The sequence below is a fragment of the Amycolatopsis alba DSM 44262 genome (assembly GCF_000384215.1).
In the GTDB taxonomy this organism is placed as follows: Bacteria; Actinomycetota; Actinomycetes; order Mycobacteriales; family Pseudonocardiaceae; genus Amycolatopsis; species Amycolatopsis alba.
Map to the genome: position 1 here is coordinate 219,076 of NZ_KB913032.1, position 14,711 is coordinate 233,786.

The window sequence follows — 14,711 nt, forward strand, 5'->3', positions numbered from 1 at the left end:
CTAAACGCTGCGCAGCACCCTTTCTCCCCCATCGAACCCCCTGGTAGGTGGAACATGAAGGCTGCCATCCGTGCCCTCGTCTGCGCTTCGGCCGTGCTCGTCCCATTCGTCGGCATAGCCGCTCCGGCTTCGGCCGCGACGACCGTCGTTTTCGACTGCGAGGCGAAGCCGCCGCTCGTCGGCAACAAGTACCTGAAACTGAACCAGGACGCCGACGTCGCCGCGCCGGCCACGGTCGCGCCCGGTGCCGCGCTCGACGTCGTCATCGACCCGGCGGCCAACACCGTCCCGGCCGAGGTCAGCGGGTACAAGGTCAAGAACATCAAGGACTTCTCCCTGAAGATCCCGATCCCGGCGAACTCGACCTGGGTGAGCGCCGATCTCGCCGGTGGCTCCGGCATCGGCTCGACCCCGCCGAAGATCACCGTCTCGGGCAGCGTCGCGACGCTGAGCTTCCCCGGCCCGATCGCGGGCGGCTCGACATTCGAACTGCCGACCGTGACAGCGCATCTCACCGCGGGCTCGTCTGGCACCATCGAGACGAAACTGGGCGGCTCCAGTTACGCCGACCCCGGCCTGACGTTCACCGCGGTGGTCAGCGCGGGCTTCGACGTGTCGGCGCCGACAGCCTGTTTCCCGAACCCGAGCCCGACCTTCAGCACGACGAAGATCGGCTGAGCAGCGCCTGCGCCACCATCCCCCATGGTGGCGCAGGCCACTGCCCGGCCCGACCGTGCTGTGCGAAGGTGTGGCATGGCTGACGAACTGGTGCACTACGACGTGGTGGGCGGCACCGCCACGATCACCTTGGACTCCCCGCACAACCGCAACGCGCTCTCCGCCCAGCTGCGGCGTGAACTGAGCGAGTCGCTGGACAAGGCGCAAGCCGACGACGCGGTCCGGGTCATCGTGCTCACCCACACCGGCCCGGTGTTCTGTGCCGGCATGGACCTCAAGGAGGCCCGCGGCGCCGGCGCGGGCGACCAGGGCGTCAACGAGTTCCCGAAGATCCTCGAGCAGCTGTGGACCAGCCCCAAGCCTGTCGTGGCGAAGCTGGCGGGCCCCGCGCGGGCAGGCGGCATCGGCATGGTGGCCGCGACGGACATCGCCGTCGCGGTGCACGAAGCGACCTTCGCCTTCTCCGAGGTTCGGATCGGCGTCGTCCCCGCCGTCATCTCGCTCACCGTGCTGCCGCGCCTCAACGCTCGCGCCGCGCACGAGCTGTTCCTGACCGGCGACACCTTCGACGCGAAGCGCGCCGTCGAGATCGGCCTGCTCAACTCGGCCGTCGCCGCCGACGAACTCGACGGCGAGGTCACCCGCTACGTCAAAGCTCTCGCCCTCGGCGGGCCGAAGGCGCTCGCGGCGACGAAGGACCTGCTCGGCAAGCCGCGTCCGGCGACACCGGGCGAGGGTTTCGAGGCCATGAACAAGTTGTCCGCCGGGTTCTTCGCGAGCGAAGAGGGCCAGGAGGGCATCACGGCTTTCGCGCAGAAGCGCAAGCCGAACTGGGTCCCCGAGAGCTAGTCCGGCAAGACCACGGTGAGGCGCCGGGAGTCCGTCCGGTCCCCGGACGGCCCCAGCGCCCGCTGCGCGTCCGAAAGCACACTCCGGACGGCCAGGTACGCCTTCGGATCATGCTCCTTGAGCGCCGAGGAACCGGCCCAGATCAGCACGTGCTCACCCGGCGGAAGCCAGGACAGGTCGGTGAGGCAGTCATAGAGCGCGTCGAGGTTCTTCCCGAAGTAGTCGGGGAAGGACAGCGCCTCCGCGATCGCGTCGAGCGTGGAGGCCTTGTCGACCGTCCGGCCGCTCTCGATCGGATGCGGATACGCGCCGCGGGAGAACGCCTTGTCCGCCGCTTCCTCGCCCGCGCTCATCGGCTGGGGTCCACTACGACGAAGGACTTGTAGTGGTCCTCGGTGTAGTACAGCTCCTTGCCGGTGCCGGTCACCAGCCGCCTCGCCCCGCGATCCGGGCTGCCCGGCGTCTTGACCGTGTATTCCCGGTAGTAGCCGGAATTCTTGGCAGGCAGGACCTTCTCCCGGTTCTGGAAGGTGACGTCGTCGTTGCGCGGATACGGGTACGGCCCGCCCGCTTCGATGAGCTTCCAGGTGTCGGAGGCCTGCGACGGCAATCCCGTGAGCGGTTTGACCGGCAGACCGGAATCCTCGCCCGCGACCTTGCCTTTGGCCGCGCCCGACGGTTTGGCCTGGGCGGACGAACTCGCCGGCGCCGGAGCGCTCTTCGTGTCGTCGCCGCTGATGCCGTCCTTGACGAACCAGCCTGCGAGCACCAGCACGATCAGGCCGATCAGGGCGGCGGTGATCCGCCTACGGTTGAACATGGTGTGCCAGCTTAGGAGGACCGGTCGGGGTCGTTCGCATCGCGGGCCGCGCCGAAGAGCCGGGCGACCTTTCCGAACAGCGTGTCGAGCAACCAGGCCGCGACCAGGCACAGCGGCACCACGACCGCCATGACCAGCACGAACTGCACGGGAAACGGGGCCTGCGCGAGCCACAGCTCCACGCCGTCCCACCAGTCAGCAAGCCCGTTGAACACGTAGTGAGCCTACGCCCGCACCCACTGCCTCCGCCGGTCAGGCCATGTAGGTTGCTGGCATGTTCGCCGTTTACGCTTCCGAACCCAACGCCGAAAAGCCGCTGGACTCGCTCGTGATCGGCGAGCGGCCCGAGCCCGAGGTGCCCGAAGGCTGGGTACGGGTCAACGTCAAGGCAGCCAGCCTCAACATGCACGACCTGTGGACGCTGCGCGGCGTCGGCATCAAACCCGAGCAGTTCCCGATGATCCTGGGCTGCGACGGGGCAGGCACCCTCGACGACGGCACGGAGGTCGTCCTCCACTCGGTGATCAACGCCCCTGGCTGGCAGGGCGACGACACACTCGACCCGAAGCGCTCCCTGCTCACCGAGAAGCACCAGGGCAGCTTCGCCGAGCAGGTCGTGGTCCCCGCGCGCAATGTCGTGCCGAAGCCGGCGAGCCTGAGCTTCGCCGAAGCCGCGACCATGGGCACGGCCTGGCTGACCGCGTACCGGATGCTGTTCGTGAAGTCCGGGCTGCGGCCGGGGCAGACGATGCTCGTCCAAGGCGCCTCCGGCGGCGTCTCGACCGCCCTCGTGCAGCTCGGGCGTGCGGCCGGATTCCGGGTTTGGGTCACTGGGCGTAGCGAAGAAAAGCGTGCGCTGGCAGAGAATCTGGGCGCACATCAGACCTTTGAGTCCGGCGCGCGGCTGCCGGAGCGGGTCGACGCGGTCTTCGAAACCGTCGGGAAGGCGACCTGGTCCCATTCGGTGAAGTCGCTCAAACCGGGCGGGATCATCGTCGTTTCGGGCTCGACCAGCGGCCCGGATGCTCACGCGGAGTTGCAGCACGTGTTCTTTCTGCAACTACGTATCGCGGGTTCGACGATGGGGACCAGGGACGAACTGACCGATCTCCTCACCTATCTGGAGCTCACCGGGGTCCGTCCGCAGATCGGCGCCGAATTGCCGTTCGCGGATGCCGAAACCGGGTTTAAGAACATGCTCGACGGGGAAACTTCGGGAAAGGTCGTCTTCGCTCATTGATCGGATGAGTGCGGATCTTGCCGCCGCCGTGACCAAGCGCGCACATTTGCGCACACCCGCGCGTTCCATGCAGGTCAACCAGTCATTTCGCGGCCTTGTCAAGTGTCAAGAACGTTATGACTCAGCAAGATTCTCACGACCAAAGTTCAACCAAAATCCGACCTCTCGCGGTTAACCTGGAACCATGACCGCATCGCAGCGGCCCGAACCGGCGGAACCGGGGGGCCGGAACACCACCGACACCGACCCGATCCGCGTCTCGTTCCGACGCTACGCCGGTGTCCGCACCAGAGTGCTGGAAGTCGGACCGCAGGCACCTGCGTCCACCGACCGCGCCCCTCGGCGGGTACTCGGGAAGCGGGCCACCGCGCGCGGGCACGCCAAGCCGACGGCACCGAGGCTGGTGCTGCTGCACGGCTACTGCGACAGCGGCGACACCTGGCGCCCGGTTCTGGAGCTGCTCGCGGCCGCCGGTGTTCCGGCGGTCGCGGTCGATCTGCCCGGATTCGGTGACGCTCAGCCACTCCGGCCGGGCCCGATGCTCCCGCAGCTGGACGCGTTCGCCGCGGCCGTGATCAAAGAGCAGGCCGTACTCGGCACGGTGGTGCTCGCCGGCAACTCGCTCGGCGGCACGATGAGCCTGCGTGCCGCCGAGAACCACCGGCTGCCGATCTCGGGCGTGGTATCGATCGCCGCACCCGGTTTCGTGGACAGCTGGCTCATCCGCACCGTGGCCCGGTACCCGCTGCCGCTGCGGATGTACTCGGCCCTGCCGCTGCCGATCCCCGGCTTCCTCGTGCGCGCCGTCGCCGAGCAGGTCGTCCCCCGGCTGCTGTACGCCAACGCCACCGCCGCGGACGCCGACCAGGTGCGCCGGTTCACGGCGTTGTTCCCGGACTACCGCTCCACCACCACCAGGCTCGAACAGGCGAGGCAACTCGTCGAGGAGCTGGCGAACGCGTACCGGCTGGAAGAGATCCGTGTCCCGCTCCTGGTGGTCGTCTGCGGCAAGGACAAGCTGGTCAGCGCCGCTTCCGGGCGGCAGCTGCACGCGCTGGTCCCGCACAGCAGGCTGATGGTGCGCGAGGACTGGGGCCACTGCCCGCAGCTGGACGACCCCGTCGAGATCTCGGAACTGCTGACCTACTTCTCCGCCGGCGCGTCCAGGCCGTCGAAGATCGCCGCCCGCGTGGCCGCCGAAGTGAGCGAGGACACCGTCGCCGGGTAGGTCTGGCCGCGCTTCACTGGTGAACGAGCTCTTTGACGATGGAGAGGAAGTCGCGAAGGGCGGGATGCGCGGAGCTGGGCGGCCACGCCAGATACACCGCGACCGGAGGCGCGTCGCGGAGCGGGAGATAAACGATCTCGGGACGTTGGTACAACTGGCTACTGGGATCCGGCGTGATCCCGAGCCCCGCGCCCGCGGCGATGTTGCTGAGCCAGTCGTCGACGGTGGCCACTTCGACCTTGACCGTGGGCCGCTGGCTCTCGTCCCACAGGTGGTCCGTCGTTCCGGAAGCGGTATTGACGACCAGGTCGTACCGGGCGAGGTCCCCCAGGGTCACCGACAGGCGGTCCGCCAGTTCGTGCTGCGCGGGGGCGGCCACCAGACGATTCTCCCGGTAAAGCAGCGCGTGCCGGTAGCGCGGCCCTGGCCGCTGTCCTCTCACCACCGCGATATCGATGGCGGCCTCGTCCAGCTTGACGTAGAGGTCGTCGACCTGCCGCAACTGCAACCGGTATTCCGGGTGCTCGACCGGCCACCGCCGGATCAGACCGGTGGTGAATCGCCCCAGTGCGGCCCAGGCATGTCCCACACGCAGAGGTCTCGGTGCGTCGAATGGGCTGGACACCGCCTCGGTGAAAGCGTCGACGGCCTGAGTCGCCTTCCTCCGAAAGGCCATTCCCTCGGCGGTGAGTTCCACACCTTTCGCCGACCTGCGCAGCAATGTGGCGCCGACCTGCTGTTCGAGCTGGGACAGCGTGCGTGACAGGGCAGGCTGGGTCACCCTCAGCAGTCGCGCCGCACGGCTGATGCTGCCTTCCTCGGCTGCCGCGAGAAACGCTTCCAAGTGCCGGAGCTCGACCCCCATAACCTCGAAGCATACCGTCATTCCCAAACAGCATTATCACGGGCCTTTCGAACAGTGCTACAAAATAGTCGCACCCACTCGGAGAGAAAAGCGCGTTCAGGCGGCCACGACATGACCAGCCGCGCGCAAGTCCGGAAATACCAACTCATGTGGAGGAAATCGGTGCGCTCTCACATCGTGGGCAAAGTCGAGCTGGACAAGGCCCGGCTCCAGCATGACCTCGAGGCGCTTGCCGCGGTTCCGCGCGTCGAGGAAGAGTACGACGAATTCAGCTCCGGCTACTGGAAGAACCTCTCCCTCTGGAACTCCAGCGGCGAGGCGGACGACACCATGTACCGGGACATCCAGGGATCCGCGAAACCGACCGCTCACGCCGCCAAGGCCCCTTACCTGGACGAATTGATCCACACGGTGTTCGACTCGAAGATCGTGAAGATGGCCCGCGCCCGTAACCTGGTGGACGCCATGGTCATCCCACACCGGGACTTCATCGAACTGAACAAGGACAACGATCAGTATTTCCGCACCTTCATGGTGCTCGAAGACAACGGATCCGCGTTCCATTCCGACGATGACACCGTTATCCACATGCGCCCCGGCGAGATCTGGTACCTCGACGCCGCCGCACCGCATTCCGCGGTCAATTTCTCCTCGGACAGCAGGCAGGCCCTGTGCGTCGACTTCGCTTTCGAAGGATCGTTCACGGAAGATCAAATCTTCGCCGACAAATCGTTCTACCGGCCCGACCTGGAGCCGGAAATCGTAGTCAGGAAGCCCTTCACGACCGATCACCGCGACAAGCTCGTCCAGCTCGGCGGGATCATCGACAACGACAACTTCAAAGACATCTTGTTCCTGATGTCGCGAGTGCACTACCGGTACGACGTGCCCGCCGCCGAGACCTACGAGTGGTTCGTCGAAGCCTGCCGCCTTGCCGACGACACGACGTTGACGGCGAAGGCGGAAGGGGTGCGCGACTACATGATCGGGCAGCGTGCCCTCGGCGAACGGCTCGTCGCCGCCGCCTGACATCACCGATCGGATCACCTCGAGCAGTGGGGGGCCCAGCCGCACGGGCCCCCCACCCAAGCCCGGAAGAACACTGCCACCGATGTCCGAAGTCACGACCCGAACGAGCAACTGGCTCAAGTTCGGCGCACCGACCGCATTCGTCCTGATGTGGTCCAGCGGCACGATCGCCGTGCTGTACGGACTCCAAAACTCCTCGGTGGTGACGTTCCTGCTTCTGCGCGCCACCGGTGCGGCCGCCGTCTCCTGGGCGGTCTGGCTGGTCGTCCGCGACCCCCTCCCGGTCCACCGGAGGCAATGGACCCGCCTGATCACCGTGGCGCTCCTGCTGCAGGTGTTCTACCAGGGGTTCTTCTTCCTGGCCCTGGGTAGCGGAACACCAGCCGGAGTCGTCGCGGTTCTGGTCGGGTTTCAGCCGGTCCTGACCGCGATCCTGGCTCGCCCCGGCTACAACCCCACTTTGTACGCGGGTTTGGCGCTGGGCTTCGTCGGGGTCGTCGTGACCTCCGCGGCGGGGATCGACCTGAGCGAGGTCGGGAGCGTGCTGGGCGTGGTGTTTTCCCTCGCCGCACTGGTCGGTATCACGGCCGGAACGCTGGTGCAGGGGCGAACGACCGGCGTCGGGGTGTGGAGTTCCCTGGCTCTGCAAAGCACCATCAGCGCCATCGTCTACGCCGTCATCGCACTCACCACCGGGCAACTGCGCGCGCAGATCAACCACCAGCTCGCCGCGGCGGTGGGGTGGATGGTTCTCGTCGTGTCCGTGGGAGCGACAGCGTTGCTCTACGTCATGATCGGCAGAGGTGAAGCAACCAAGGTGACCAGCCTGTTCTACTGCGTTCCCCCGGTCACCGCGTTGCTGGACTGGGCATTCTTCGGTCGGTTCCTGAATGCCTGGGAGATGACGGGCGTCGTTCTCGTCTCCTTGGCGGTCGCATTGACTCAGCGGTCCAAGGAAAGCGACGAATCGGCCTAAGCGGACAGGAATCGCGGCAAAGTCACGGGGCGTGGCAGTCGGCGCTCCTCCCGCCCCGGCCCCGATCGGGCTGAGATCAACATCACCCGGCCGCACATTGTGAGACACCCAGGTCAACCACTTACAGCGAACGGCTTAGTCTCCCATCGGACTGTGACCCAGTCCGACAGCACAACCTGTTGGGAGACGACGATGTCCGCACCGCGCAGCCTGGGCTCGGGATCCGGGATATTCCGCCGCAAACCGATCGAGCAGATCGAAGAACTCAGCGGGGGCGGCGGGCTCCACCGCACGCTGGGGCTGCGGCAGCTGACCGCGATCGGGGTCGGCGGCATCATCGGCGCGGGGATCTTCTCCCTGGCAGGCGCGGTCGCGAACAAGACGGCGGGCCCCGCCGTGCTGATCTCGTTCCTCATCGCGGGTATCGCCAGCGCGGCCGCCGCGTTCTCCTACGCCGAGTTCGCCGGCCTGATCCCCCGCGCCGGGTCCGCGTACACCTACGGCTACACCGTGCTCGGCGAGATCGTCGGCTGGTTCATCGGCTGGGACCTGCTGCTGGAGTACACCGCGATCGTGGCGGTGGTCGCGATCGGCATCTCCGGCTACTTCAACGAGCTGCTGGGCTACCTCGACATCGACCTCCCGACGTGGATGCTCGGCGCCCCTGGCACCGAAAAGGCAGGCGTCGAACCGGGGTCCTACAAGATCAACCTGTTCGCCGTGCTGCTGTGCCTGCTGATCGCCTTCATCCTCAACCAGGGCATGAAGAACGCGGCCCGGTTCGAGACGCTGCTGGTCTATCTGAAGGTCGGCCTGGTCCTGCTGGTGGTCGTCGTCGGCGTCTTCCACATCAACACCGACAACTACTCGGACTTCTTCCCGTTCGGCCTCAGCGGCGCGTTCACCGGAGCCGCGACGGTGTTCTTCGCCGTGTTCGGATACGACGCCATGTCGACCGCCGCCGAGGAGTCGACCGACTCCCAGAAGCACATGCCGAAGGCGATCATCTACTCGCTCGCCATCTCGATGGTGCTCTACGTGCTGGCCTGCCTGGTCCTGACCGGAATGGTCAACTACAAGGACATCGACAGCGAAGCCGCCTTCTCGAGCGCCTTCGCCGGCATCGGGATGAAATGGCTCGGCCTGATCATCGCGGTCGGCGCGATCATCGGTATCACCACGGTGCTGTTCACCTTCATGATGGGCGCGAGCCGCGTCGGTTACTCGATGAGCCGCGACGGCCTGCTGCCCAAGTGGTTCGGCAAGACGCACCCGGTACGCAAGGTGCCGAACCGGATGACCTGGGTACTCGGCGGCGCCTCGGCGCTCATCGCCGGGCTGCTGCCGATCGGCGAGGCTGCGGAGCTGACGAACATCGGCATCCTGCTCGCGTTCGTCGTCGTCTGTGTCGCGGTGATCGTGCTGCGCTACAAGCAGCCGGATCTGCCCCGGTCCTTCAAGACCCCCGGCATGCCGATCGTGCCGATCATCGGAATCGTCTTCTCGATCTGGCTGATCACGTTCCTGAACCCGGAGACCTGGCTTCGGTTCGCGGTCTGGTTCGCCATCGGCCTGATCATCTACTTCGCCTACAGCCGCCGTCACTCCGCCATGAACGCGGACAACGGCAACGCGAAGCAGGTCAGCGGAGACGACTCAAACGCGTAGCGGCTTCGCGGGCTTCGGCCTGGAGGCGTTCGACGATCGACGCCGCCGGGCCGGAGCCCGCGAGTTCATAGGTCTGCCCCGCGTAGAGAGACATGATTTCGGGGTCCCCCGCCTTCCCCGCCGCCGCGCGGATCGGTTTGGTCAAGTTGTTGACCTGCGGATACGCGGACGGCGCGGTAGCCGAAAAGTCCGCGACCACGCGATTGACCAGAGACCGGGCGGGACGTCCGCTGAACGCCCTGGTGAACGCCGTCGGCCTTCCGCCGTCCGCGAGTGCTTGCCGGTGCGCGGGCTGTGTCCCGGCCTCGTCCGCACGAAGGAACGCCGTCCCCAGCTGGGCCGCGACAGCACCCGCCGCCAGCACCGCCGCGATGTCGGCACCGTGCACGAGCCCACCGGTCGCGACGAGCGGCAGATCCGTCCGCGCCGAGACCAGGCGAAGCAGACTGAGTGCGCCGTACTGCGCTCCCCCGCCTTCGGCTCCCGGCTCGTCAGCGAAGAGTCCTCGATGCGCCCCGGCCTCGAATCCCTGGACCACGAGAGCGTCCGCGCCGACCGCCACGGCCTGATCTGCTTCCGCCGGGCTGGTGACGGTGACGGCCACCTTGCTCCCGTTGGCATGCAGGCGTTCGACGTCCTCGGGCGAAGGCGTGCCGAAGGTGAAGGAAACAACCGGCACCGTCCGCTCCAGCACGACCTCGAGCTTCGCGGCATAAGCGTCGTCATCCCAGCGCGGCTCGCCGGGCTCGACGCCGTAGCGCTCGGCCTCCGCGCGCCAGCGCTCGACGTGGCCACCGAGATCCGCCTCGGCCGCGCCACTTGGGACGAAGAGGTTCACACCGAAGGGCTCACTGGTGAGTTCGGCGGTCTTCACTATCCGGCTCTGGAGAGCATCAGCACTCAGATAGCCGCCCGCCAGAAAGCCGAACCCGCCCGCCGCGGTCACCGCGGCCACCAGCTCGGGAGTGGTCGGCCCACCGGCCATCGGAGCCGCTATCACCGGGAAACGCAGGTCTTCGAACACGTTTCCGACGATAGTCCTCTCGCGATGACACGGAATGTGACCTTCGAGTCACCCCAAGGTTCCCTCTTGGTGGTCTAGACCTTTAAGGCCGAAGATGCGACGATCTGACCAGTCGTGACGTGCGTCACGTCCCCGTGCCCCCTGGAGGCCCCGGTGAAGAGCTTGAGAGCGCGGCTGGGCCGCGCCTTCGTCGGGGTGGCGCTGCTCGCCGGCGTCACCACCGCAGCCGCACCCGTCGCCGGAGCGGCCACCCCGCCGCTGCAGGCGATAGTCCCGGTACCGGTCTCGGCCCAAGCGGTCACCGGCGCCGACCACGCCCTGACCGCGAACACCAAGATCTACACCGCAGCCGGTTCGGCGCAGGCCAAGGCCGTCGGCGAGTACCTCGCCGGAATCCTCCGCACGTCCACCGGGTTCGCCCTGCCCGTCACCGACGCCCCGGCGGGCACGCCCACCGACGGCATCTCGCTCCTGCTGTCCGGCGCCGACACGCGTGTCGGCGACCAGGGCTACCAGCTGAACTCGACGTCCGCCTCGGTCATCCTGCGTGCGACCACAGCGCAAGGCCTCTTCGGCGGCGTGCAGACGCTGCGCCAGTTGCTGCCCGGCAAGATCGAAAGCTCCACGGTGCAGCAAGGGCCCTGGACGATCCCTGGCGCCAACATCCTGGACTACCCGCGCTTCGGCTACCGCGGCGCGATGCTCGACGTCGCCCGGCACTTCCACCCGGTCGCCACGGTCAAGCGGTACATCGATCAGCTCGCGCAGTACAAGATCAACAATCTGCACCTGCATCTGGCCGACGACCAGGGCTGGCGCATCCAGATCGACAGCTGGCCGCGGCTGGCCACCTACGGCGGCAGCACCCAGGTCGGCGGCGGAGCCGGTGGCTACTACACCAAGGCGCAGTACTCGGAGATCGTGAACTACGCGGCTTCGCGGTTCATCACGGTCATCCCGGAGATCGACATGCCCGGCCACACCAACGCGGCCCAGGCGTCATACGCGGAACTGAACTGCAACAACACCGCTCCCCCGCTGCGCACCGACACCGCTGTCGGTTACAGCTCGCTCTGCATCTCGAAGGAGAACACCTACACCTTCGTCAACGACGTCATCCGGGAGATCGCCGCGCTGACCCCCGGACCGTACTTCCACCTCGGCGGCGACGAGGCCCAGGCCACCAGCGACACGGACTATCGCACCTTCATGAACCGGGTGCTGCCGATGGTGGCCGCCGCGGGCAAGCAGGTCGTCGGCTGGCACGAGATCGGCAAGGCCACCCTGCCCGCCACGGCGACCCCGCAGTTCTGGGGCACGACGACGTCCAGCACCGAGGTCTCGAACGCCGTCGCCCGCGGCAGCAAAGTGATCCTGTCGCCGGCGAACAAGGCGTACCTGGACATGAAGTACAACTCCAGCACGCCGATCGGGCTCTCCTGGGCGGGCTACATCGAGGTCCAGGACGCCTACAACTGGAACCCTGGCGCCTACCTCTCCGGTGTATCCGAATCCGCCGTCCGAGGTGTCGAATCCCCGTTGTGGACCGAAACCGTGGTGACCCCGGCGAACATCGACTACCTCGCGTTCCCTCGGCTCCCGGCGCACGCCGAACTCGGGTGGTCACCGTGGTCGACGCACGACTGGAACACCTTCCGGGTGCGCCTCGGCGCCCAGGCCCCGCGCTGGCAGGCGCAGGGCCTCGGCTATTACAAGTCGAGCCAGGTGCCCTGGGAAACCGGATCCGGCAATCCGGGCACCTGCTCGCTCCCGGCCTGGGACCGCGCTGCCACCTACACCGGCGGCATGAGCGTCTCCCACAACGGGCACAAGTGGTACGCGAAGTGGTGGACGCGGGGCGAAGAACCTGGCACCACCGGCGAATCGGGTGTCTGGCGCGACGACGGCACCTGCTGATCCCCTCCCGCCCGCTCGGCCCCCTTCACCGGCCGGGCGGGCTACGGTGGATCCATGGCCGCAGACCTCGAACTCGCCCGCACTCTTTCCTTGCGCGAAAACGGACTCGCGACCGTCTCGACGGTCCGGGCGGACGGCACCGTCCACTCCTCGGTGGTCAACGCCGGGGTCTTCGAAGACCCGGTCACCAAGGCACCGGGAGTCGCCTTCGTCGCGATGGGCGGGGTGAAGAAGCTCGACCTGTTCCGCAAGGCAGGCCACGCCACGATCACTTTCCGGCGTGGCTGGGAGTGGGCGGCGGTCCAGGGAAGCACCCACCTCATCGGCCCGGACGACCCGGACCCTGGCTTCGACCCGGCCGGGCTCCCTCGGCTGCTGCGCGACGTCTTCATCGCGGCGACGGGGACCCATGACGACTGGGACGAGTACGACCGCGTGATGGCCGCCGAACGCCGCGTCGCCGTCTTCGTCACGGCGAACCGCGTCAGCGGGAACAGCTGACGCGAAAAGGCCGCCCGGATCAGGATCCGGGCGGCCTTTTCGTGAGTATCGCCTACTTCTTCTTACCGTTGTCCTCAGTGGACAGTGCCGCGACGAAGGCCTCCTGCGGGACCTCGACCCGGCCGACGGTCTTCATCCGCTTCTTGCCTTCCTTCTGCTTTTCCAGCAGCTTGCGCTTACGCGAGATGTCACCGCCGTAGCACTTCGCGAGCACGTCCTTGCGGATCGCGCGGATGGTCTCGCGGGCGATGATCCGGGCACCGATGGCGGCCTGGATCGGCACCTCGAAGTTCTGCCGGGGGATCAGTTCGCGAAGCCGGTTCACCATGCGGTTGCCGTAGTTGTAGGCATCGTCCTTGTGCACGATCGCGGAGAACGCGTCCACGCCCTCGCCCTGCAACAGGATGTCCACTTTGACCAGGTCCGCCGCCTGCGAACCGGCCTCTTCGTAGTCCAGCGACGCGTAACCACGCGTGCGCGACTTCAGCGTGTCGAAGAAGTCGAAGATGATCTCACCCAGCGGCAGGTTGTACCGCAGTTCGACCCGGTCCTCGGACAGGTAGTCCATGCCGAGCAGCGCGCCGCGCTTGTTCTGGCACAGCTCCATGATCGTGCCGATGAACTCCGACGGCGCCAGGATGCTCACCTTGCTGACCGGCTCGAGCACCTTGTCGATCTTGTTCCCGGTCGGCCAGTCCGAGGGGTTGGTCACGTGGATTTCCTTGCCGTCGTCCAGCACGACGTCGTAGACCACGTTCGGCGCGGTGGAGATCAGATCGAGGCCGAACTCGCGTTCCAGCCGGTCACGGGTGATCTCCAGGTGCAGCAGGCCGAGGAAGCCGCAGCGGAAGCCGAAGCCGAGCGCCACCGACGTCTCGGGCTCGTAGTCCAGCGCGGCGTCGTTGAGCTGGAGCTTGTCCAGGGCCTCGCGCAGCTCGGGGTAGTCCGAACCGTCGACCGGGTACAGGCCGGAGTAGACCATCGGCTTCGGCTCGCGGTACCCCGCGAGGGCCTCCTTCGCGCCGTTGCGCTCAGAGGTCACCGTGTCACCGACCTTGGACTGGCGGACGTCCTTCACACCCGTGATCAGGTAGCCGACCTCGCCGACGCCGAGCCCCTTGCTGGCCTTGGGCTCCGGCGAGATGATCCCGACTTCGAGCAGCTCGTGGGTGGCGCCGGTGGACATCATCTTGATCCGCTCGCGCGGGGTGATCTTGCCGTCGACGACCCTGATATAGGTCACGACGCCCCGGTAGGTGTCGTACACCGAGTCGAAGATCATCGCCCGTGCCGGGGCGTCCGCGTCACCCTGCGGTGCGGGCACCTGCTTCACGACGGCGTCGAGGAGATCCCCGACGCCGACACCGGTCTTCGCGGACACCCGCAGCACGTCCGACGGTTCGCAGCCGATGATGTGCGCGATCTCGGCGGCGTACTTGTCCGGGTCTGCCGACGGCAGGTCGATCTTGTTGAGCACCGGGATGATCTGGAGGTTGTTCTCCAGCGCGAGGTACAGGTTCGCGAGCGTCTGCGCCTCGATCCCCTGCGCGGCGTCGACCAGCAGGACCGCCCCTTCACACGCTTCGAGCGCGCGGGACACCTCGTAGGTGAAGTCGACGTGGCCGGGGGTGTCGATCATGTGCAGGACGTGGTCCTGACCGTCGACCTTCCAGGGCAGGCGCACGTTCTGCGCCTTGATGGTGATCCCGCGTTCCCGCTCGATGTCCATGCGGTCGAGGTACTGCGCGCGCATGGCCCGTTCCTCGACCACACCGGTGAGCTGCAGCATCCGGTCGGCCAGGGTCGACTTGCCGTGGTCGATGTGCGCGATGATGCAGAAGTTCCGGATGAGCTCCGGGGGCGTGAAGGTCGTGTCGGCGAACGTCGTCAACGGGTTTCCTCGCGAAGGTCGGGGT

Annotated in this window: 15 protein-coding genes; 9 read left to right on the plus strand and 6 right to left on the minus strand. The window is 67.0% G+C overall.

Annotated features, from left to right (window positions below):
* Positions 1-54 precede the first annotated feature (54 nt).
* Positions 55-678: a hypothetical protein gene (locus AMYAL_RS0100930; protein ID WP_020629423.1), complete on the plus strand. Its 624-nt coding sequence runs from the start codon at positions 55-57 to the stop codon at positions 676-678.
* A gap of 75 nt (positions 679-753) precedes the next feature.
* On the plus strand, positions 754-1,527 hold the full coding sequence (locus AMYAL_RS0100935) for an enoyl-CoA hydratase-related protein (RefSeq protein ID WP_020629424.1): 774 nt from the start codon (positions 754-756) through the stop codon (positions 1,525-1,527).
* On the opposite strand, the gene AMYAL_RS0100940 is transcribed toward AMYAL_RS0100935, so the two are convergent.
* The 3 genes from AMYAL_RS0100940 to AMYAL_RS0100950 are packed head-to-tail and all read right to left on the minus strand — an operon-like array spanning position 1,524 to position 2,562.
* Entirely contained in the window at positions 1,524-1,880 is a 357-nt protein-coding gene (locus AMYAL_RS0100940; protein ID WP_020629425.1) for a barstar family protein, read from the minus strand. The genes AMYAL_RS0100935 and AMYAL_RS0100940 overlap by 4 nt on opposite strands.
* A complete protein-coding gene (locus AMYAL_RS0100945; protein WP_020629426.1) occupies positions 1,877-2,347 on the minus strand; it encodes a guanyl-specific ribonuclease in 471 nt (156 codons plus the stop codon). Before AMYAL_RS0100945 ends, AMYAL_RS0100940 begins: the two co-directional genes overlap by 4 nt.
* Positions 2,348-2,358: 11 nt before the next feature.
* Entirely contained in the window at positions 2,359-2,562 is a 204-nt protein-coding gene (locus tag AMYAL_RS0100950; protein WP_020629427.1) for a CDP-alcohol phosphatidyltransferase family protein, read from the minus strand.
* A 59-nt stretch (positions 2,563-2,621) separates the two neighbouring features.
* On the opposite strand from AMYAL_RS0100950, the gene AMYAL_RS0100955 reads away from it, so the two are divergent.
* Both AMYAL_RS0100955 and AMYAL_RS0100960 read left to right on the plus strand, forming a co-directional pair.
* On the plus strand, positions 2,622-3,587 hold the full coding sequence (locus tag AMYAL_RS0100955; RefSeq protein WP_020629428.1) for a zinc-binding dehydrogenase: 966 nt from the start codon (positions 2,622-2,624) through the stop codon (positions 3,585-3,587).
* A gap of 184 nt (positions 3,588-3,771) precedes the next feature.
* Positions 3,772-4,815, plus strand: coding sequence for an alpha/beta hydrolase (locus tag AMYAL_RS0100960; protein ID WP_020629429.1), 1,044 nt, complete (start codon positions 3,772-3,774; stop codon positions 4,813-4,815).
* A gap of 13 nt (positions 4,816-4,828) precedes the next feature.
* On the opposite strand, the gene AMYAL_RS0100965 is transcribed toward AMYAL_RS0100960, so the two are convergent.
* Entirely contained in the window at positions 4,829-5,680 is an 852-nt protein-coding gene (locus AMYAL_RS0100965; protein ID WP_020629430.1) for a LysR family transcriptional regulator, read from the minus strand.
* Here AMYAL_RS0100965 and AMYAL_RS0100970 point away from each other — a divergent pair.
* The 3 genes from AMYAL_RS0100970 (at position 5,660) to AMYAL_RS0100980 (ending at position 9,353) form a co-directional block, all read left to right on the plus strand.
* A complete protein-coding gene (locus AMYAL_RS0100970; RefSeq protein WP_245192737.1) occupies positions 5,660-6,709 on the plus strand; it encodes an aspartyl/asparaginyl beta-hydroxylase domain-containing protein in 1,050 nt (349 codons plus the stop codon). The genes AMYAL_RS0100965 and AMYAL_RS0100970 overlap by 21 nt on opposite strands.
* Positions 6,710-6,791: 82 nt before the next feature.
* A complete protein-coding gene (locus tag AMYAL_RS0100975) occupies positions 6,792-7,685 on the plus strand; it encodes a DMT family transporter (RefSeq protein WP_020629432.1) in 894 nt (297 codons plus the stop codon).
* A 192-nt stretch (positions 7,686-7,877) separates the two neighbouring features.
* On the plus strand, positions 7,878-9,353 hold the full coding sequence (locus AMYAL_RS0100980; protein ID WP_020629433.1) for an amino acid permease: 1,476 nt from the start codon (positions 7,878-7,880) through the stop codon (positions 9,351-9,353).
* Here AMYAL_RS0100980 and AMYAL_RS0100985 read toward each other — a convergent pair.
* Positions 9,328-10,377, minus strand: coding sequence for a nitronate monooxygenase (locus AMYAL_RS0100985; protein ID WP_020629434.1), 1,050 nt, complete (start codon positions 10,375-10,377; stop codon positions 9,328-9,330). The two genes, AMYAL_RS0100980 and AMYAL_RS0100985, sit on opposite strands and share 26 nt — an antisense overlap.
* Positions 10,378-10,530: 153 nt before the next feature.
* Here AMYAL_RS0100985 and AMYAL_RS0100990 point away from each other — a divergent pair, with 153 nt between their 5' ends.
* Together AMYAL_RS0100990 and AMYAL_RS0100995 are read left to right on the plus strand one after the other, a co-directional pair.
* Entirely contained in the window at positions 10,531-12,294 is a 1,764-nt protein-coding gene (locus AMYAL_RS0100990) for a family 20 glycosylhydrolase (RefSeq protein WP_020629435.1), read from the plus strand.
* A 54-nt stretch (positions 12,295-12,348) separates the two neighbouring features.
* The gene (locus AMYAL_RS0100995) at positions 12,349-12,795 is read left to right on the plus strand and encodes a pyridoxamine 5'-phosphate oxidase family protein (RefSeq protein WP_020629436.1); all 447 of its coding nucleotides are present in this window, start codon (positions 12,349-12,351) and stop codon (positions 12,793-12,795) included.
* 52 nt (positions 12,796-12,847) lie between these two features.
* Here the strand turns inward: AMYAL_RS0100995 and lepA are convergent, their stop codons facing one another.
* Entirely contained in the window at positions 12,848-14,686 is a 1,839-nt protein-coding gene (gene lepA / locus AMYAL_RS0101000) for a translation elongation factor 4 (RefSeq protein ID WP_020629437.1), read from the minus strand.
* Positions 14,687-14,711: the final 25 nt, after the last annotated feature.

What these genes read in the sequence shown, in the direction of transcription:
- AMYAL_RS0100965 (WP_020629430.1), bottom strand. Translation starts at nt 5,680, where the DNA reads ATGGGGGTCGAGCTCCGGCACTTGGAAGCGTTTCTCGCGGCAGCCGAG.
- AMYAL_RS0100930 (WP_020629423.1), top strand. Translation starts at nt 55, where the DNA reads ATGAAGGCTGCCATCCGTGCCCTCGTCTGCGCTTCGGCCGTGCTCGTC.
- AMYAL_RS0100935 (WP_020629424.1), top strand. Translation starts at nt 754, where the DNA reads ATGGCTGACGAACTGGTGCACTACGACGTGGTGGGCGGCACCGCCACG.
- AMYAL_RS0100955 (WP_020629428.1), top strand. Translation starts at nt 2,622, where the DNA reads ATGTTCGCCGTTTACGCTTCCGAACCCAACGCCGAAAAGCCGCTGGAC.
- AMYAL_RS0100960 (WP_020629429.1), top strand. Translation starts at nt 3,772, where the DNA reads ATGACCGCATCGCAGCGGCCCGAACCGGCGGAACCGGGGGGCCGGAAC.
- AMYAL_RS0100995 (WP_020629436.1), top strand. Translation starts at nt 12,349, where the DNA reads ATGGCCGCAGACCTCGAACTCGCCCGCACTCTTTCCTTGCGCGAAAAC.
- AMYAL_RS0100945 (WP_020629426.1), bottom strand. Translation starts at nt 2,347, where the DNA reads ATGTTCAACCGTAGGCGGATCACCGCCGCCCTGATCGGCCTGATCGTG.
- AMYAL_RS0100980 (WP_020629433.1), top strand. Translation starts at nt 7,878, where the DNA reads ATGTCCGCACCGCGCAGCCTGGGCTCGGGATCCGGGATATTCCGCCGC.
- AMYAL_RS0100940 (WP_020629425.1), bottom strand. Translation starts at nt 1,880, where the DNA reads ATGAGCGCGGGCGAGGAAGCGGCGGACAAGGCGTTCTCCCGCGGCGCG.
- AMYAL_RS0100975 (WP_020629432.1), top strand. Translation starts at nt 6,792, where the DNA reads ATGTCCGAAGTCACGACCCGAACGAGCAACTGGCTCAAGTTCGGCGCA.